We start from the raw sequence: 18,382 nt of genomic DNA on the forward strand, positions 1-18,382 counted from the left end.
CAAGGTGGCTGAAGAGGCAACATGATGAAACGACCCCTGCTGTGCGCCCTGATGCTCGCTTTGACCGCCTTGCCGGCGGGCGCGGCTAACCTGGTGAAGACATATAGCTACTTCGCCATCGGCGGCAGGACGCTCGAGGACATTGAGAGCCAGCTGTCGAAACACGGACCCCAGGTGAAAAGCACCGGGACGCGGCATCCAGGCGCCACCCAGATGGCGTTCACCACCCGCATCAGCTACGCGCAAACGGCCAAATCCTGCGGGATCGCCGAGGCCTTTGTCACCGTCAAGGTCAAGGTGATCCTTCCCGAGTGGCGGCGTCCGCACAAAGCCGATCCGGATGTAAAGCTGTTCTGGGACACGCTGTCGGCCGACATCAAGCGCCACGAGGAACGCCACGTCGAAATCGCCAAGAACCATGCCCGCGAACTCGAGAATGCGTTGAGGGCGGCCTATCCGCAGAAGAACTGCAATGCGGCCAAGGCAAAGGCCGCCGATATCACTGCCGCCATCCTTGCCAAGCACGACAAGGCTCAGGTGCAGTTCGATCGCGTCGAAAGCGTCAATTTCGAAAGCCGCATCCTGCGGCTACTGCGCTACCGCATCCAGCGCATCGAGAGTGGCCAGCTGCCACCCGCCTGAATTTCGCCAAGCAAAAGTTTAGCATCGACGGCAAGCCAATTTCGCTGAAGCGTAGTGCCAGTGCCGAAAAACTTTCGAGCCCCTGTCGAAATCGGCCTATATGGGACGACATAGTTCAGGTTGGCAAAGGCGCAACCTCCAGATCACGAGATGCAATCAATTGACGCGGCAGACGCACCTCATCGGCCCAGCCAGCGGCCGTAGGAAGCGCACGCAACGACATGGACGAACCAGCATGGATCAGGCTGTCGACAAGCAAACGATGGTGGAAGCCGGCACGCCGCTCAGCGAAAGCGAGAAAAACGCCATCATCGCTGGCGTGTTGTTGTCGATGCTTTTGGCGGCACTTGACCAGACCATCGTCTCGCCGGCCATGCCGACGATCGGGCGGGCGCTCGGTCATGCCGAATATTTGCCATGGATCGTCACCGGCTATCTCTTGACCGCCACCGCCGTGGCGCCGCTCTACGGCAAGATTTCCGATGTCTACGGGCGGCGGCCGACCGTCTACGCGGCGATCCTGATCTTTCTCCTGGGATCGCTGGTCAGCGCCATGGCGCCGAACATGCTCGTCCTGGTCATCGGCCGGGCGATCCAGGGCGCCGGCGGCGGCGGGCTGTTTGCCCTGGCGCAGACAGTCATCGGCGACCTCGTGCCGCCGCGCGAGCGGGCGCGTTATGCCGCCTGGATCGCCGGCACATGGGCTGTCGCCAGCATCGCCGGTCCGCTGCTTGGCGGCACCTTTGCCGAACATTTGCACTGGTCGCTGATCTTCTGGATCAACATTCCGCTCGGCCTAGTGGCCATGGCGATCATCAACAAGCCGCTGAAGAAACTGCCGATCGCGGCAAAACATCATAGCATCGACGGTCTCGGCGCGGTGCTTCTGGTGGTGGCGACGGCGCTGCTGCTGCTGGCGTTGAACTGGGGCGGCAGCACCTATCCCTGGATGTCGCGCGAAATCCTCGGGCTCGTCGCCTGTTCGTCGGTTTTCTGGGCCGCCTTTGCGCTGCGGCTGCGGCGCGCGGCCGAACCGCTGATCTCGCTCGAAGTGCTTGGCAATCCGATTGTTCGGGCCGGCACGCTTTCGATGTTCATGCTGCAGGCCGCCAATATCGGGCTGGCGGTCTACCTGCCTGTCTATCTGCAATCGATCGTCGGTTTGTCGGTCAGCCAATCGGGCATCGCCATGCTCGGCTTGCTGCTCGGCACGGTGGCCGGCGCGACATTCAGCGGCCGCACGATCCCGCGCTTTACCCACTACAAGCGGATCGCCATGGTGGGGGTGACATTCGCCATACTGTGCCTGGGATTGCTCAGCCTCGTTGCCGAACATGCCCCGCTGGTGTTGGTCGAAGTGCTGACCATCTGCATCGGGCTGGGCTCGGGAACAACCTTTCCGGTGGTGACGGTCTCGGTCCAGAATGCCGTCGACCGCATGCATCTCGGTGTCGCCACCGGCGTGCTGACGTTCCTGCGTTCGCTGGGCAGCGCGCTCGGCGTCGCCATGCTCGGCGCCGTCGCCCTGGGCTACGGCCTACCGCTTGCCGGCGAAGGCACGCCGGCCGCGGGACAGGTCATATCCGGATTGCCGTTCGTGATGATCTTTCTCGCCGCCGCGGCGACGCTGGTCCTGGCGCTGGTGATGCTCGCGCTGATGCCGGAAAAAGTGCTGCGCGGCAATGACGAGACCGCGGCTCCAATCTTGGCGGAGTAGGCTCTATCTGTTCGCACGATCTTGTCCGAAGACCGGAACCACTTTCGGCATCATGCTCCAGACTTCAATCGTGGACGCCGAGCTTTTTCTGCAGGCTGGTCGACGACGTCGTGTACTGGAACACGATGCGCTCGCCGGGGCTGATGATGCGCTTGGCGGCCTGCGCCATCAGCGCCACCTCATGGAAGCCCGACAGGATCAGCTTCAGCTTACCGGGATACCAGTTGATGTCGCCGACGGCAAAAATGCCTGATACCGAGGTCTGGAATTTCTCGGTATCGACCGGGATCAGGTTCTCGTGGAGATTGAGCCCCCATTCGGCGATCGGTCCGAGTTTCATGGTCAGGCCGAAGAACGGCAGCATGCGCGTGCAAGGCACTTCGACGTCGCCGTCAGGCCCCTTGATGATCGCCGAGGCAAGCTGGCCGTCGGCGCCGGTCAGGCCGGTCACCTGGCCGACCTGAAAATCCAGCTCCTTCATCGCCTGCATGGCGTACATCTTGTTGACGCTGTCGGGCGCGGCGCGGAATTCCGGGCGACGGTGCACCAGCGTCACGCTTTTTGCCACCGGTTGCAGGTTCAGCGTCCAGTCGAGCGCTGAATCGCCGCCGCCGACTATGACGAGGTCATGGCCGCGGAATTCCTCCATGCGGCGAACCGAGTAGAAGACGCTTTTGCCTTCATAGGGCTCGATGCCCGGGATCGGCGGCCGCTTCGGCTGGAACGAGCCGCCGCCAGCGGCGATCACCACCACCTTGGCTTCAAACACCTCGTTCTCGTCGGTGGTAACGCGAAAGCTGCCATCCTCGAGCTTTTCGAGGCTGGAAACCATGCGGTTGTAGGAGAATTCGGGCTTGAACGGGTGGATCTGCTCGAGCAGCTTGTCAACCAGGCCCTGCGCCGTGATCAGCGGCCAGCCGGGAATGTCGTAGATCGGCTTTTCCGGATAGAGTTCGGCGCATTGTCCGCCGGGACGATCGAGAATGTCGATCAGATGGCACTTCATGTCGAAGAGGCCGAGTTCGAACACAGCGAACAGGCCGACAGGCCCTGCCCCGACAATGAGTACGTCCGTCTTGATAATATCGGTCATGAAAAGCGCCTCGATGCGGAAACCGCGCGACACTGCATGACCATAGGCCCGCTGCCAAGCGGCGGCAGAAAAAAAGCCCGGATGTCAGCCCTGGCGGGCGGGCACGCGCACTAGCAGGCCGTCAAGAGCGTCGCGCACCTTGATCTGGCACGACAGCCGCGAGTTCGGCTGGACGTCGTAGGCGAAGTCCAGCATGTCTTCCTCCATCGCTTCCGGCTCGCCGACCTCGGCCGTCCATGCCTCGTCGACATAGACATGGCAGGTCGCGCAGGCGCAGGCGCCGCCGCATTCGGCCTCGATCCCCGGCACCGCATGGCGGATTGCGTTTTCCATGACGGTCGAGCCGTTTTCGGCATCGACGTCAAAATGAGTGCCGTCATGGGCGATGAAGGTCAGCTTGGTCATTTGTCACCTGAAGGGAGTCCAGCCGAGATAATCACTCCGCCAGACAAGTCAACTGCCGTGCGAAAGCGGCGCTGCGTGACGTTTTTTAGGGAAAACCGATTTCAGCGACTGATGGCGGCGATGAAATCGCGCACTTCCTCGATCAAAGTGCCAAGACGCTTGAGGGTTCTGACGTCTTCGGGCTGACGTTCGATGTCGGTTGCGCAGTCGGCGATGGCAAACGCTCCGACCCCTCGCGCCGAACCTTTCAGCCCATGCGCCAGAAGCAGCCGTTCCCTGACGTCGGCGTCGGCTATCTTGTCGCGGACGGAAAGCGCCTGCTGCACGAACAGCGCCAGCACCTCCTGCTCGAGGCCCCGGTCACCCATCGTCTGACGTGCAAGATGGGCCAAGTCCACCGGTCGCGCTCGACCCGTTCCCGACACATCGCCACCGGGCATTGAAAAGGCAATGCCGCTTTCACCGCGTACCAATTTGAAACTCCTTGTCCCGACCGCCGAAAAAACTACGCGATTTCCGTAGCTATCGCGTTAATGAATGGCCCGGAAAATTGTTGCCGCAGAGGCCGCGAAATCACGTTCCTGTTAACCTTATATTTAAAGTTTTACGTATCTCGCGGAATGCAGGTTTTCTTTACCCCTGTGTGTCATTACGATACGAGGGGTCCATTTTCAGCCTCCTGCATGGGATAAGACAACCAGAATCATAAGTCCCGCGGCAGCTAGTACAGGGTAGCGAAGGCATGGCGAAGAAACCAACAACGACGACCAGAACTCTCGACAGCGACGTAGCCAGGGAACTCGAAAAGGCACTTGATCTCGATCTGAGCGGAGACACCGGCGACCTCGACATCGCCGCTTCGATGGAAGACCTGGAAGCACAGATATCGCAAGCCGCGGACGAATTGGCGCGCGAAGGCCGCAGCCCGCAGCCCGCCGCCGCTCCTGCCAATCAGAGCCAGAACGCAAAGCCCGCAGCCAAGGCCAAGCCGGCCGAGTTGCGCCCTGTGGAAACCCGCAACAGCTCCCAGCCGGCCGGTTTCGCACCAGCCAATGACGACCGTCAAAAAGACTACAAGTCGCTTCTGCATACCCTCAATCGCCGCGCTTCGAACACGATCTACTGGGTCGTGGCATTCGTTTCGCTGGCCTGGATTGCGGGCGCCGGCGGCCTGGCCAATCTTTTGTTCGGGCCCAGCATCTGGAAAATCCGCACGCTTGACCAGTTTCTCGCCCGCCCCGAGCTGATCGGGCTGGCGGTCGCGGCGATCATTCCTATCATCCTGTTCTGGGCCTTCGCGGCGATGATCCGGCGCGCGCAAGAAATGCGCATTGCCGCACAATCGATGACCGAAGTGGCCTTCCGCCTGGCCGAACCGGAAAACCTTGCCCAGGACCGCGTCATGATGGTCGGGCAGGCCGTTCGCCGCGAGGTGGCGGCCATGGGTGAAGGCATCGAACGCACGCTGGCGCGTGCCGTCGAGCTCGAAACCCTGGTCCACAGCGAGGTCAACCAGATCGAACGCTCCTATTCGGAGAACGAATCCCGCATCCGTTCGCTTGTCGACGGGCTCGGCAGCGAGCGCGAAGCCGTTGTCACCCACGCCGAGCGGGTGCGCGCCTCGATCACCGGCGCCCACGAGACGCTGAAGGATGAAATCGGCGCTGCCAGCGACATCATTCGTGACTCGATCCTCAACGCATCGACCAAATTGTCGATGACGATCACCAATTCCGGCGACACGCTGATCGACAGGATCAACGAAAGCTCGATGTCGATCTTCGATTCGGTCGAAGGCCGACTCGATTCGATCACCGACCGGCTGTCAACGTCCGGCGAAGCCTTCGCCAGCCTGCTCGACACCCGCATTGCCAAGCTGACGGACACGACCGACGGTCTCACCCGATCGCTGACCGACCTGCTCGACGACCGCACCACCGGCATGGTGTCGCTGCTCGGCGGTGCCGCGCGCACGCTCAATTCCGAATTCGAAGCCAGCCTCAACGGCATCGAACGGACGCTGGCCGAGCGCGGCCAGGCTCTGATCAGCGAATTCCAGACCCGCGCCGAGGCGCTGGACACCGGCACGCAGAAACTCAATGCCGCTCTCGAAGCCCGCGCACGCCAGATCAACGAGACATTGGTCGAGCGCGCGCGTGAGATCGCGCACACCTTCGCGGAGAGCAAGGACACGCTGTCGGCGATGATCGATCAGGGCAAGACCCAGATCGGCGCCGATATGGCCGACATCGTCTCGTCCACCTCGTCGATGCTCGAAGCCCGCGCCAGCGATTTCGCCGGCCGCATGGAAGCGGCCCGTCATGTCGTATCGCGTTCCTTCGACACCGACATCCAGCGGCTTTCCGATGCCCGCGTCGGCATCGAGGAAGCGATCGAAGACCACAGCCGCAAGCTTTCCGAAAGCCGGGACCGCATGGCGGCTGCGATGGAGGCCGATCTGGCGAAGTTCGCCGAAGGTCGCGCCGGCATCGACGCCGCCGTGACCAACCAGGTTCAGAAGCTGGCCGAAGGCCGCAACCTGATCTCGCGCGCTCTCGAAGAGGATCTGCGCAAGGTCAACGAGTCGCGCGCCGCCATCGACGCTTCACTCGGCAGCCATCTCGAGCGGCTCGAAGACGGCCGCAGCCGGCTGTCCCAGGCCTTGAACGACGACTCCGGAAAACTGGTGCAAGCCCGTACGATCATTGATGAAATGGTTGCCGGGCATGTTGGCAAACTCGCCGAGGGCCGCAACATTCTTTCGCGCGCGCTCGAGGCCGATCTCGGCAAGCTGGCCGACAGCCGCGCCAGCGTCGACGGTCTGGTCGCGAGCCAGGTCGAGAAGATCGCCGAAGGCCGCGCCATTCTGACCAAGGCCCTGGAAAGCGACATTATCGGCATCAAGGGCGTGATCGAGAATCATTCGGCGAAACTGGCCGAAGACCGGACCGAGCTCAGCAGAGCGCTGGAGAGCGATCTGTCGGGCATACGCAATCTGATCGAAGGTCATTCGACCAGGCTCGCCGACGATCGCACGCTGCTGTCGCAGACGCTCGAAGCCGACCTTGCCAAATTGGCGGAAGGCCGGTCGAGCATTGACGGGCTGGTCGCTGGCCAGGTCGAGAAGCTGGCCGAGGGCCGCGACATCCTCAAGCGCGCGCTCGAAGCCGATCTGAATACAATCAAGAGCACCCTCGCCAGCCAGTCCGAAAAACTGGCCGAGGATCGCAGCCAGCTTTCACGCGCATTGGAAACCGACCTGCAGAGCGTGAACGGCATTGTCTCCGACCATATGAACAGGCTTGCCCAGGATCGCTCGACCCTGTCGAAGGCGCTCGAAGACGATCTCGCCAAGCTGGCGGAAAGCCGCTCCAGCATCGACGGGCTGGTCGCTGGCCAGGTCGAAAAGCTGGCCGAAGGCCGCGACATTCTCAGGCGTGCGCTGGAAGCCGATCTGAACATGATCAAGGGCACCATCGCCGACCAGTCGCAGAAGCTGACCGAAAACCGTTCGGAATTCGCACGGGTGCTGGAAGCCGATCTGGAAAACGTCAACGGCCTCCTCCAAGGCCACAGCGAAAGGCTCGTCCAAGATCGCTCGACCCTGTCGAAGGCGCTCGAAGACGATCTCGCCAAACTGGCGGAGAGCCGTTCCAGCATCGACGGGCTGGTCGCCGGCCAGGTCGAAAAGCTGGCCGAGGGCCGCGACATCCTCAGGCGCGCGCTCGAAGCCGATATGCAGAAGCTTGCGGCGAGCCGCAGCGAGGTCGACGACATCATCGCCGGGCACGTCGGCAAGCTGGCCGAAGGCCGCAACATGCTGACCCGTGCGCTGGAAGACGATCTCGTAAAGCTGACCGATACGCGCAAGGACGTCGACCGCTCGCTGTCCGGCCATATCGACCAGATTGCTTCCAGGAGCACCGATATTTCCGCTGCAATCGCCGCGGATGTCGAGAAGATCGAGCAGGCATTCAGCCGGCAGACCGGCATCATCGAAGAGCGCGCCGGAACCATGGAGCGCGCACTGTCGGTGGGTGTCGACAATGTCCGCGCCGTGCTTGAGAAAAGCGCCGTCTTCGTTGCCGGCGCCTTGCGCGAGAAGGTCATGGAAGTCACCAGCGCGCTGCACGAGCAGGCGGGTGCGGCCTTCAGCGATGCCGACCGCAAGATCGCCGAACGCGCCGAGCAGACTTCGGCGGCCCTGCTGGCCAGGGCCGAGGATATCGCCCGTACCTTCGAGGAGGCCGATCGCCGCCTGCATGCACGTGCAGAAGACACGTCGAGTGCCTTGATCGCGCGGGCCGAGGATACGTCGAGCGCGCTGCTTGCCCGGCATGACGACACGCACAACACGTTGCTGGCTCGCGCCGAGGCGACGGCCGAGCAGTTGGCCGCCCGCGCCGGCGAGATCGCCGGCACCTTCGACGCGGCGGACCAGAAGCTGGTTGCCCGCGCCGTCGAGACGGCGCAGTCGCTGGCAGCACGCGCCGGCGACATCCTGCGCAATTTCGAAGGCGCCGACCAGCGGCTGAGCATGCGCATCGGCGAATCGGCCGAGGCGCTGGCGTCACGCGCATCGGATCTCGGCCGCATCTTCGATGCCGCCGACCAGCACCTGCTCTCGCGTATCGCCGAAGGTTCGGAAGCGCTGTCGTCGCGTGCATCCGAAATCGCCCGCATCTTCGACGATGCGGACCATCGCCTGGTGTCGCGCATCGCCGACAGCAGCAGCGCGATCGGTGGGCACGCCGAGACCATTGTCGGCGCCTTTGCCAGCACCGAGCAGAGGGTTGCCGACCGTGCACGCCAGACCGGTCAGGAACTGGCCGTCCACGCCCGCGAAATCGAGCAGGCGCTTGCCGGCGCCGACGAGCGCCTTGCCTCGAGCGCCGCGGCTGCGGCTGCCCGTGTCGAGGAGCAGATCGCCGGCGTCGAAAACCGCCTCGCCTACACCGCCGAGACGATGGGCCAGAGGCTCAACGAGCAGGTGTCGAGCGCCGAGGCTCAGCTGGTTTCGCGCGCCAATGTGATCGCGGAAACCTTCACCGCGGTCGGCCAGCATATCGGCCAGAGCACCAACGATGCCGCCAAGACCATCGGCGCCAACACCCGCGAGCTCAACACCATGCTCGCGTCGCGTTCCGCCGAGATGGCCAAAATCCTCGACGAAACGGCGCGGCCGCTGGTCGAACGTTTTGCCCAGGGCGGCTCGGAATTGCAAAAGAGCATGGAAGAGGTCACCGAACGTGCGACCGAGAAGCTGCGCAGCGAAAACGCCGCCCTCGTCAACGCGCTCGCCAGCCGCACGGCCGAAACCTTGTCGGCGGTCGAAGGCGCGCGCTCGTCGCTCTCCGACAGTGTCGCCGATCTCATCGGCCGCATGTCCACCTCCAGCTCGCAGCTCGGTCAGCTCATCGAGCAGGCCGCGGTCAATCTGGGCCAGGTCGACGAACGCCTGAGCGGCAGCACACAGAGCTTTGCCGCAACGACGGAAAAGGCCGCGCAGACTTTTGCCAGCTCGGCGCGCCTGGTCGATTCCAACACGACACGGCTTACCGAACTGTCGTCGTCCACCTTGCGCGAGGTCGCCTCTATCGCCACCAAGTTCGACGAGCACAGCCGCTTGCTGTCCAGCGCTTCGGACCTGTTGAGTTCGGCGCAGAGCAACCTCGAACATACGCTCGAGCGGCAGTCGTCGCTCGAGGACCTCGCCGTCGGCCTGGTCAAGAAGTCGGAGGATCTCGAAAAGGTCATGCGTTCGTTCGAGAGCCTGGTCGGCCAGACGATGCAGAACGCCGAAGGCAGAACCATGGAATCGGCGGAAAAGATTCGGACCGCTATTTCCGAGGTCGTCGATTCGGCGACAACGCGCTTCGCCGAAGCCACCGAGGAGATCCGGCGCACGGCCGGCTCGATCAAGAGTGAGCTCGACCTCACCCGCGCCGAACTCAAGAAGGGCGTCATCGAGATGCCGGAAGAGGCCAAGGAATCGACCTCTGCCATCCGTCGCGCCGTCGCCGAACAGATCAACGCGCTGAAGGAACTGTCGGATATCGTTGCGAAATCGGGCCGCGGAAGCGACAATTCCGAGCAGCGCAACCTGCGTCCGGCACCGCAAGCGCCTGTTCAGCGTCCGGCCGAGCCGCAGCGCCGTCCCCCGGCGCCGCCGCAGCCGCAGGCGGAGCGTCTGGCCCCGCAGGCGCCGTTGGGCGGCACCGCACTGCGCGGCACGCTCGATCTTGAACGCCCGACCGAGACGGCCCAGCGCCAGCGCGATCAAAACGCCCGTACGCCGCAAGGCGGCTGGGTGCGCGATCTGCTGACCGGGGCTTCGCGCGAGGAAGACGCCAGACCCGTCGCACCGGCGGAAGCACCTCGCTCGGCTCCCGCCCAGCGCTCGCCGCTGCACGTCATGGAGTCGCTCAACTCGCTGTCCGTCGACATTGCGCGGGCCATCGATCACGACGCCTCAATCGAGCTGTGGAACCGCTACCGACGCGGCGAGCGTGACGTGTTCACGCGGCGGCTCTACACGCTGAAGGGCCAGCAGACGTTTGACGAGATCCGCCGCAAGTATCAGTCAGAGGCCGAGTTCCGCGCCGCCGTCGACCGCTACTGCGACGATTTCGAGAAGCTGCTCAAGGACGTGTCGCGCAACGACCGCGACAACATCATGGCGCAGACCTACCTGACGTCAGACACCGGCAAGGTCTACACCATGCTGGCGCATGCCAGCGGCCGGTTGCACTAGCTCCGATCCGCATGCGGGAGACCCCCGGTCTTCCGCAGTGGACACGGCAACGCTTGCTCCTTGCAAGCTCCGATGGTGGTGACCGCATTGCCACCACTTTCAGCGACAGGCTGACCCGGTGGAAGTCACACTCAACGGAATCTCTCAGTCATACGAAGGCTTCGAAGAGTTTGCTTCTGCCTTGAGCCGATTCGATCTGGAGCCGCTGTTTGAGCTTTGGATTTCAGCCCCCGGTGGCCAATCCATTTCCATGCTGCGAAATGGCCGCAAAGCCTGGCTGATGTATCTGCGCTACGAAGGCGATAGCGGCTCGGTGACACTTGGTGCCCACCGTGGGGATGGGACCTGCGTCTACACCCTCGCGAACGGTCAGATCGACGTGTATCCGCTCTCGTGGTGCATCCCGATCGACCAATGTTACAAGGCGATCGCGCACTTCTTTCGCAACGAAGGTGCCCGATACGACTTGGTGGCTTGGCAGGACACTTGAGGAACTATCCGGGCAACCGATCGTCAGGCTGCTCAGATCAGCGAATCCGTCCAGCGCACAATCTGCTTGGCCGCATCGCCGAAGGCACTGTCGAGTGCGGCGACATAGGCCGGGTTGCCGCTGCCCGAAACAGGGGCGCTGGCGGTAAAACTCTTCGAGGCGCGGACCTCGCCGTTGCGGTCGTTCAATATGCGCACGAACAGGTCGACCTCGGCGTGGTCGCCACCGTCGACGCGGACTTCGAAGGAACGGATCTCGACGATCACCTGATAGTCGATGGCCAGCCCCTCGCCGGGCTTGCCGACGCCGGCAAAGCTGCCCGAGCGCTGAAACGTCTCGGCCAGCCGCGCCTGCACGATCAGTGGCAGCCGGTCGGCCCATTGCGCACCCTTGAGATACTGGATCGAGCGATCGGATGGCTTGATGACGATGTTCTGGCTGTCCAGCGCCTTGAGCGCCGACGGCTGGGCGATGAGTATCTGGCGACGGCTGTGGCCGCGCGCATCGAGCGACGGCGCCGAAAGCTCAAACGTATCCAGCGGGGCAGGCTTGCCGCCCAGCGCCGCGCAACCGGCAAGCGTCAATGCAAGCAGGGCCGCAGCCGACGTCAACCCGCCCATTCTCACCGACACCGACTTCACGCGCGATCCCCGTTGTCCCCGGATCGTAAGATCAACCCGCACTCGCAGCTCATGTTCTTGGGGCGAGCGGAGGCCGAAGTCAACGCCGCACCCTGCCGTCATATTGCCGAACCTCACCGTCGCCACCGGAAAGAATCCGCTGCGGATTGCGGCTGAGGTCGGTTACCGCCTCTTCGATGCGGCTGATCGAACGACGGCTGTCCTGGACCAGCGCCTCGACATTTGAGAGCCCCTGGCCGGAGAACCGCGCCAGATTGTCGGTGATGACGCCAAGGCGAGCGTTCAGCGTGTCGGCGACCTGCTTGAACGACTTCAGCGTGTCCCTGGCATCCGCCATCACGCCATCCGCCTGGCCGGAGCCCAACAGCGTATCGACCCTGGCAAGGATGCCATCGACGCGCACCGAGGCGTCGTTGAGACGCTGCGCCAGCTGCTTGGCATCTTTGATCGTCTCGTCGATATCGTCGGCCCGGTCGGCGAACTTGCCGGTCACCTTCGCAATGTCGGCAGCGGCCTTATTGGCGCTATCGCTGGCCGTCTGGATGTTGGCGAGCGCCGTGCGGACCTGCGCCGGATCGATGCCGTCGAGAACGCCGTCGACCTTGGCCAGCGTGCCTTGCGTCTGCTTGGCGAAATCATTGACCGACCCGACCGCCGTGTCGACGTTCTTGATCACGCCGTCGAGCTGTCCGCTGGTCTCCTTCAGATTGGCGGTTACGGTGTTCACATTGGCGACGATGCTCTTGATCTGGTCCTTGTCGACGGCATTGAGCAAGCCTTCCGCGGCCTTCAGCGTGCCGTCGAGCTTGCCGGAAACCCCCTTCAATTCGTCGGCCAGCGCGCTGACACTCGACAGGAACTTGTCGATACCATCGGCATTCTTGGCCAGCGCATCGGAGAAGGTCTGGGCGTTCTTGACGGTCTGGGTCAGTGGTCCGCGAACATCCTTGGTGAAACCTTCGAGATCGGAAAGCACCTTGTCGGCACGGGTGAAGATGTTCTGCGCCGTCTGCAGGAGATTGTTGACGGCGGACGGGTTGGCGACGATCTCGGCGGTCCTGCCTTCCTTTTCCGCTTGCTCGAGCAGCCTCGGCTCCTTGGGATCGGCGCCCTTGAGTTCGATGTTGACCTGACCGGCAAGGCTGGCGATGCCGATATCGGCCTGCGTCGATTTGGTGATCGGCGTCGTCTTGTCGATCTCGGTGTTGGCGATGGCGGCATTCGGATCCTTGGGGTCGAAATAGACGCGCTTGACCACACCGACCTTGACGCCGTTGAACAGCACCAGACTGCCGGGGCCGAGGCCGGAAGCCGAACCCTGAATACGCACCCGCAACAACGTCGTCTCGCCCTTGTCGCCGATCTGGGCGGTCCAATAGACGAAGGCGAAGGCCGCCAGGATCGCAGCCAGGGTGAAGATGCCGACAATGACGTAGTTGGCTCGGGTTTCCATTGCTTCACTTATGGCTATGCGCGCGCGGCAAGATCAAGTTGCCGGGCGCGTTTTCCGCGGAAATAGGATTTTACCCACGGTTCCTCGCTCTTCAGCATGTCGTCGATCGTGCCTTCAACCAGCACTTTCTTGTTGCCGAGCACCGCTACGTGGTCGCAAGCAGTGAACAGCGTGTCGAGATCATGCGTGACCATGTAGACAGTCAAATCCATCGTGTCGCGCAGCTTGACCACCAGTTCGTCGAACTCCGCCGCGCTGATCGGATCGAGACCGGAAGTCGGCTCGTCGAGGAAGACGATGTCCGGATCGAGCGCCAGGGCGCGCGCCAGGGCCGCACGTTTGATCATGCCGCCGGAAAGCTCGGAGGGGAATTTCTGCGCCGCGTCCGGCGGCAGCCCGACCAGTTCGACCTTGAGCATCGCCAGCTCATCCATAAGTTTTCTCGGCAAATCGAGATATTCGCGCATCGGCACCTGAACGTTCTCGAGCACCGTCAGTGCGGAAAACAACGCGCCATGCTGGAAAAGAACGCCAAGGCGCATGTCGATGCGAAGGCGCTCCAAATCGCTCATTTTTTCGACATCGATGCCGAACAGCTTGATCGTTCCCGACTGTTTGCTTGTCAGGCCAAGGATGGTGCGCAAAAGAACCGACTTGCCGGCACCCGAGGCGCCGACGAAGCCGAGAATCTCGCCGCGCCTGATATCGAGCGACAGTTTGTCGAGAATGATCTTGTCGCCAAAGGCCACGGTGACGTCGTGCGCGGAAAGCACGATGTCACCCTCGCCTGCATCGACGGCCAGTGCACTCGCCCTTCTCTTCTTTCGCAACATCATGTCAGAACTCGATCGCCGCGTAGAAGATGGCGAAGAGCCCATCGAGGATGATGACGACGAAGATCGACTTCACCACCGAGGCGGTGACGTGCAACCCCAGCGATTCGGCGCTGCCGCCGACTTTCATGCCTTCCACGGAAGCAATGGTGCCGATGATCATGGCCATGAACGGCGCCTTGATCAGGCCGGCGAAGATGGTGCTGATATCGATCGCGCCGCGCAGCCGGTCAATGAAAGCGGATGGCGCAATGCCCGAATAAAGCCAGGCGGCGAGGATGCCGCCGCCAAGGGCTGCGAAATTGGCGATGATGGTCAGGCAGGGCAGCGCGATCACCAGCGCGACCAGGCGCGGAAAGACCAGCACGCCGATCGGATTGAGGCCGATGACCTTCAGCGCATCGACTTCCTCGCGCATCTTCATCGAGCCGATTTCGGCAGTGATGGCGCTGCCGGAGCGGCCGGCGATCATGATGGCGGTCATCAGCACGCCAAGTTCGCGCAGGATCAGCACGCCGACCAGGTCGACGACGAAGATGTTGGCGCCGAAATAGTTGAGCTGGTAGGCGCCTTGCTGGGCAACGATTGCGCCGACGATCGCCGACATCAGCACAACCACCGGAATGGCACCGACACCCATGCGATCGATCTGATTGAAGATCGCCGCCGGGTTGATGGCATGGCCGCGCCCCAGCTTCATCTGCGCGCCGCCGATGGTGGCGCCGAGAATGTTCATCGAGGCAAGGAAATCGTCGCGCATCTCATAGACGCGGCGCCCGACCGCCTCCAGCCCGCGAATGACGATGTTGGGCGGCCGAACGCGGCTCGATTCGGACTCGCGCCGGACAGCTTCGCCGACAGCGCCGAGCAGGATCGAGGCTATCTCGCTTTGCCCCTGCATCTTGACCTCGACGCCCTTCTTCTCGAAGGCGCTGACCAGACGGTCGATGAGCCAGGCGCCGGCGGTATCAATCTTCTCGATCTTGGAAAGGTCGAGCGCCAAAATCTTGAAATTGTTTCGTTTCTCGATTTTGCGCATTTCGGCGTCGACCAGCGCAACGGTGCGCGTTGTCCAGATACCGGAGAAAGCGCAGCCGAGAATATTGCCCTCTTCGCCAACCGCGACACGCGGCTCTCGGTCAGCCTCCTTGGCGGTCGTGCCGCTTGCGTCGCGTTTGCCGATGGTCAACATGGCGTCCTGTTTAGCCTGACGGGTCTGACCTGTCGATTTGCCGACGACGCTTGTCGCACGGCCGGAGCAGAAAAATATGGCGCGTGTCATTTCGGTTGAGGCCGAGCGTTTTCCCATCGCCGGAACCTTCACCATCTCACGCGGTTCGAAGACCGAGGCCGAGGTCATCACCTGCACGATCGGCGACGGCGCCCAACGCGGTCGCGGCGAATGCGTTCCCTACAAGCGCTATGGCGAGAGCATGGAGGGCGTGCGCGACGCGATCGAGGCCATGCGCAAGCCGATTGCGGACGGCATCAGCCGCACCGCCCTGCTCAGCGCGATGCCGGCCGGTGCGGCGCGCAACGCCATCGACTGCGCGCTATGGGACCTGGAGGCGAAGATCAGCGGCAAGACGGTGGCCGCAAGCATCTGCAGCGAGCCATTGCGGGCGCTTGAAACGGCCTACACGCTGTCGCTCGGCGAACCCGAAGCGATGGCGGCACAGGCCCGCGCCAATGCGGCGCGGCCGCTGCTCAAGGTCAAGATCGGCGGCGACAATGATGTCGCCCGTATCCGCGCGGTCCGGGACGCTGCACCGGCCAGCCGCATCATCCTCGACGCCAATGAGGGCTGGACCGACGACAGTATCGTCGCAAACCTCGCATTTGCCGCCGAGCTGAACATTGCGCTGATCGAACAGCCGCTGCCGGCTGGCCGGGACGGCATCTTGCGCCACATCGCGCACCCGGTGCCGATCTGCGCCGATGAAAGCGTGCATGAGGCAGAAAACCTCGCAGCACTTGTCGGCCTTTACGATGCCGTCAACATCAAGCTCGACAAATCGGGCGGGCTGACCGCAGCACTCATGCTTCGCGATCGCGCCCGTGAGCTGGGTTTCGGCGTAATGGTCGGCTGCATGGTCGGGACATCGCTGGCGATGGCGCCGGCCGTGCTGCTGGCGCAGGATGCCGACTTCGTCGATCTCGACGGTCCGCTGCTGCTTGCCCGCGACCGCGATCCCGGTCTTGTCTACCGCGGATCGATGGTATCACCGCCCGATACGGCGCTGTGGGGCTGAGCGCGCGGCAAAGCCGATCAGCGTCAGTCCAATCAAGGCGATCGGGATCATGGCAAAGAAGCCATCGACGCCGAAGCGGTCGTAGAGCGGACCCGACGCCAGCGTCGCCACTGCCATGAAGAAGCCGTTGGAGAAGTAGGCGATGCCTTGCGCGGCTCCGGTGCGCTCTTCGGAAACCGTCTCGCCGATCATTTTCTGCAGGCCGATCAGCACCATCGCCACCGAAACCGCGTGCAGGGTCTGAACGCCGAAAAACCCTGGAATGCCCAGGCCGAGCGGCCAGATCAACGGAAAGGCGACCCAGCGCACGACCGAGCCGATGCCGGCGATGGCCATGATCGAAACGACGGAGAACGACCCGAAAACGCGGGTGAAGATCACGAACATGCAGACCTCGGACACCACGCCCCAGGCCCATAGCAGTCCGACGACCGAATCGCTGATGCCGATCGATTTCCAGTAGATCGAGACAAAGCCGTAGAGAAACGCATGGCTGGCTGTGATGGTGCCGACACCGATGGAGAAATACAGGAAATATGGGTTGAGCAGCTTTGGCGCCGATTGCTGGATATCGGTGGCCGAAAGCGGCGACGCGCGGCGGGGCCGGCCAAGGCGCGGCGCCAGCAGGCCGGCGCCAAGTTGTGCACTGAGCGCCACGAAGATGATCACCGGAACGGCTTGCGGCCCGGTTGCCGCCAGGATGAAGCCGCCGGCAACGTTGGCGCACAGATAGGAGATCGATCCCCATTTGCGCATCGAGGTGTAGTTCGAGCCGAAGCGGCGCACGCCCGACAGCGCCAGCGAATCGGCAATCGGCGAGTGCGGCGTCCAGACGATGGTCAGCGCCAGCGATACGGCGAGCACCATGGCGTAGGTGGCGGGGAGAAAATAACCAGCGGAAAGCACCAGCGTCGCAAGCACCAGCGCGATGTAGACATTGGCGCGGTCCCTGGCCCGGTCGGCCAGCGAGGTCAGCAACGGCGTCGTCACCACGCGCAGAAACATCGGCGCGGCGAGAATGACGGCGATCTGCCCGGCATGGAAACCCTTCGCCTGCAGCCAGAGCGGGAAATAGGGCAGATGCGTCCCCAGCGACACGAAAAGTGTCGCGAAGATCAGGCTCATGCGCAGTTCGAAACGGCGTGGTTTGACGAGCTGTTCGGGCGAGAGCGGCGGCAGCGACATGAATCGATCCAATTACGCCGCATTCGACCGGCCGGTCAGCAACGTACAGACCCCTTAACACGGAGGAAATCAGGACGAAACCGGCTGGACCAACCGATTGGCGCCGAAATCCGCAACGCGTTTCGCGTCAGGCGGCCTCGACCACCCTGTCGTCGATGAGCATCGGGATGAACGGTTCATCCGGAGCTTCAGGCAGGACCTGCGCCCAGTGCAGGATTTCCATCCGGCCGTCAAAATGCTCGACCACGGCCGTGCAGCTTTCCACCCAGTCACCGGTGTTGATGTATTGCACATCCTCGTAGTCTTCGATCGCGGCGTGATGGATATGGCCGCAAATGACGCCGTCGACATGCGATCGGCGCGCTTCCTCGGTCAGCATGGTCTGGAACGAGCCGATGAAGTTCACCGCCTTCTTGACGTTGACCTTGGCCCAGGACGAAAACGACCAGTAGGGCAGGCCCAGCAGCTGGCGAAGCCGCGTCACCACCCGGTTGACCAGCATGGCCGCGTCATAGGCGTAGTCTCCGAGATAGGCGAGCCAGCGCGCATTGTGGACGACAGTGTCGAACTGGTCGCCATGGATGACCAGCAGTCGCCTGCCGTCGGCGGTTTCGTGGATGGCGCGATCGGCAACGACGATGCCGCCGAAATGCACGCCCTGGAACTGGCGGGCGAACTCGTCGTGATTGCCGGCGATGTAAGTGATGCTGGTGCCCTTGCGCGCCTTGCGCAGCAGTTTCTGSACSACGTCATTGTGGCTCTGCGGCCAGTGCCAGCTGCGTCTCAGGCGCCAGCCGTCGACGATGTCGCCGACGAGATAGATGATATCGGCGTCGTGGTAACGCAGGAAATCGATCAGGAACTCGGCCTTGGCCGCCTTCGATCCAAGATGGATATCGGAGATGAACATGCTGCGG

The 18,382-nt window shown here is 62.9% G+C and carries 14 protein-coding genes; 5 read left to right on the forward strand and 9 right to left on the reverse strand.

Annotated features, from left to right (window positions below; genetic code table 11):
• Positions 1 to 21: 21 nt before the first annotated feature.
• On the forward strand, positions 22 to 642 hold the full coding sequence (locus AC1DXN_RS06890) for a DUF922 domain-containing Zn-dependent protease (RefSeq protein WP_477269484.1): 621 nt from the start codon (positions 22 to 24) through the stop codon (positions 640 to 642).
• Between the two features lie 235 nt (positions 643 to 877).
• Positions 878 to 2,359: an MDR family MFS transporter gene (locus tag AC1DXN_RS06895; RefSeq protein ID WP_477269482.1), complete on the forward strand. Its 1,482-nt coding sequence runs from the start codon at positions 878 to 880 to the stop codon at positions 2,357 to 2,359.
• A 64-nt stretch (positions 2,360 to 2,423) separates the two neighbouring features.
• Here AC1DXN_RS06895 and AC1DXN_RS06900 read toward each other — a convergent pair whose 3' ends face one another.
• From AC1DXN_RS06900 to AC1DXN_RS06910, 3 genes are all read right to left on the reverse strand, one after another.
• On the reverse strand, positions 2,424 to 3,452 hold the full coding sequence (locus AC1DXN_RS06900; protein ID WP_477269480.1) for an NAD(P)/FAD-dependent oxidoreductase: 1,029 nt from the start codon (positions 3,450 to 3,452) through the stop codon (positions 2,424 to 2,426).
• An 84-nt stretch (positions 3,453 to 3,536) separates the two neighbouring features.
• The gene (locus tag AC1DXN_RS06905) at positions 3,537 to 3,857 is read right to left on the reverse strand and encodes a 2Fe-2S iron-sulfur cluster-binding protein (protein WP_477243009.1); all 321 of its coding nucleotides are present in this window, start codon (positions 3,855 to 3,857) and stop codon (positions 3,537 to 3,539) included.
• A gap of 101 nt (positions 3,858 to 3,958) precedes the next feature.
• Positions 3,959 to 4,297 carry an Hpt domain-containing protein gene (locus AC1DXN_RS06910; protein WP_477269999.1) on the reverse strand — a complete coding sequence of 113 codons (339 nt, stop codon included), beginning with the start codon at positions 4,295 to 4,297 and terminating at the stop codon, positions 3,959 to 3,961.
• A 302-nt stretch (positions 4,298 to 4,599) separates the two neighbouring features.
• Between AC1DXN_RS06910 and AC1DXN_RS06915 the strand changes: the two genes are divergently transcribed.
• Both AC1DXN_RS06915 and AC1DXN_RS06920 read left to right on the forward strand, forming a co-directional pair.
• Positions 4,600 to 10,611, forward strand: a complete 6,012-nt coding sequence (locus tag AC1DXN_RS06915) for a coiled-coil domain-containing protein (protein WP_477269478.1) — start codon at positions 4,600 to 4,602, stop codon at positions 10,609 to 10,611.
• 118 nt (positions 10,612 to 10,729) lie between these two features.
• Positions 10,730 to 11,101: an Imm1 family immunity protein gene (locus tag AC1DXN_RS06920; protein ID WP_477269476.1), complete on the forward strand. Its 372-nt coding sequence runs from the start codon at positions 10,730 to 10,732 to the stop codon at positions 11,099 to 11,101.
• A gap of 32 nt (positions 11,102 to 11,133) precedes the next feature.
• On the opposite strand, the gene AC1DXN_RS06925 is transcribed toward AC1DXN_RS06920, so the two are convergent.
• The 4 genes from AC1DXN_RS06925 to AC1DXN_RS06940 all read right to left on the reverse strand — a co-directional run bounded on the left by AC1DXN_RS06925 (position 11,134) and on the right by AC1DXN_RS06940 (position 15,220).
• Positions 11,134 to 11,721, reverse strand: a complete 588-nt coding sequence (locus AC1DXN_RS06925; RefSeq protein ID WP_477269997.1) for an ABC-type transport auxiliary lipoprotein family protein — start codon at positions 11,719 to 11,721, stop codon at positions 11,134 to 11,136.
• 100 nt (positions 11,722 to 11,821) lie between these two features.
• Entirely contained in the window at positions 11,822 to 13,195 is a 1,374-nt protein-coding gene (locus AC1DXN_RS06930; RefSeq protein WP_477269474.1) for an MlaD family protein, read from the reverse strand.
• Between the two features lie 14 nt (positions 13,196 to 13,209).
• Entirely contained in the window at positions 13,210 to 14,031 is an 822-nt protein-coding gene (locus tag AC1DXN_RS06935) for an ABC transporter ATP-binding protein (RefSeq protein ID WP_477269473.1), read from the reverse strand.
• A gap of 1 nt (position 14,032) precedes the next feature.
• Complete coding sequence (locus AC1DXN_RS06940) at positions 14,033 to 15,220, reverse strand: MlaE family ABC transporter permease (RefSeq protein WP_477243003.1); 1,188 nt, start codon at positions 15,218 to 15,220, stop codon at positions 14,033 to 14,035.
• Positions 15,221 to 15,296: 76 nt separating this feature from the next.
• Here AC1DXN_RS06940 and dgcA point away from each other — a divergent pair, with 76 nt between their 5' ends.
• Complete coding sequence (dgcA, locus tag AC1DXN_RS06945) at positions 15,297 to 16,280, forward strand: N-acetyl-D-Glu racemase DgcA (RefSeq protein WP_477269471.1); 984 nt, start codon at positions 15,297 to 15,299, stop codon at positions 16,278 to 16,280.
• Here dgcA and AC1DXN_RS06950 read toward each other — a convergent pair.
• Together AC1DXN_RS06950 and AC1DXN_RS06955 are read right to left on the reverse strand one after the other, a co-directional pair.
• Positions 16,251 to 17,465, reverse strand: coding sequence for an MFS transporter (locus AC1DXN_RS06950; protein WP_477243001.1), 1,215 nt, complete (start codon positions 17,463 to 17,465; stop codon positions 16,251 to 16,253). The genes dgcA and AC1DXN_RS06950 overlap by 30 nt on opposite strands.
• Positions 17,466 to 17,592: 127 nt before the next feature.
• On the reverse strand, positions 17,593 to 18,375 hold the full coding sequence (locus tag AC1DXN_RS06955) for a UDP-2,3-diacylglucosamine diphosphatase (RefSeq protein WP_477243122.1): 783 nt from the start codon (positions 18,373 to 18,375) through the stop codon (positions 17,593 to 17,595).
• Between the last annotated feature and the right edge of the window lie 7 nt (positions 18,376 to 18,382).

Source organism: Mesorhizobium sp. P2_H9, from assembly GCF_056403215.1.

What these genes read in the sequence shown, in the direction of transcription:
- AC1DXN_RS06890 (WP_477269484.1), top strand. Translation starts at nt 22, where the DNA reads ATGATGAAACGACCCCTGCTGTGCGCCCTGATGCTCGCTTTGACCGCC.
- AC1DXN_RS06895 (WP_477269482.1), top strand. Translation starts at nt 878, where the DNA reads ATGGATCAGGCTGTCGACAAGCAAACGATGGTGGAAGCCGGCACGCCG.
- AC1DXN_RS06900 (WP_477269480.1), bottom strand. Translation starts at nt 3,452, where the DNA reads ATGACCGATATTATCAAGACGGACGTACTCATTGTCGGGGCAGGGCCT.
- AC1DXN_RS06905 (WP_477243009.1), bottom strand. Translation starts at nt 3,857, where the DNA reads ATGACCAAGCTGACCTTCATCGCCCATGACGGCACTCATTTTGACGTC.
- AC1DXN_RS06910 (WP_477269999.1), bottom strand. Translation starts at nt 4,297, where the DNA reads ATGCCCGGTGGCGATGTGTCGGGAACGGGTCGAGCGCGACCGGTGGAC.
- AC1DXN_RS06915 (WP_477269478.1), top strand. Translation starts at nt 4,600, where the DNA reads ATGGCGAAGAAACCAACAACGACGACCAGAACTCTCGACAGCGACGTA.
- AC1DXN_RS06925 (WP_477269997.1), bottom strand. Translation starts at nt 11,721, where the DNA reads ATGGGCGGGTTGACGTCGGCTGCGGCCCTGCTTGCATTGACGCTTGCC.
- AC1DXN_RS06930 (WP_477269474.1), bottom strand. Translation starts at nt 13,195, where the DNA reads ATGGAAACCCGAGCCAACTACGTCATTGTCGGCATCTTCACCCTGGCT.
- AC1DXN_RS06935 (WP_477269473.1), bottom strand. Translation starts at nt 14,031, where the DNA reads ATGATGTTGCGAAAGAAGAGAAGGGCGAGTGCACTGGCCGTCGATGCA.
- AC1DXN_RS06940 (WP_477243003.1), bottom strand. Translation starts at nt 15,220, where the DNA reads ATGTTGACCATCGGCAAACGCGACGCAAGCGGCACGACCGCCAAGGAG.
- dgcA (WP_477269471.1), top strand. Translation starts at nt 15,297, where the DNA reads ATGGCGCGTGTCATTTCGGTTGAGGCCGAGCGTTTTCCCATCGCCGGA.
- AC1DXN_RS06950 (WP_477243001.1), bottom strand. Translation starts at nt 17,465, where the DNA reads ATGTCGCTGCCGCCGCTCTCGCCCGAACAGCTCGTCAAACCACGCCGT.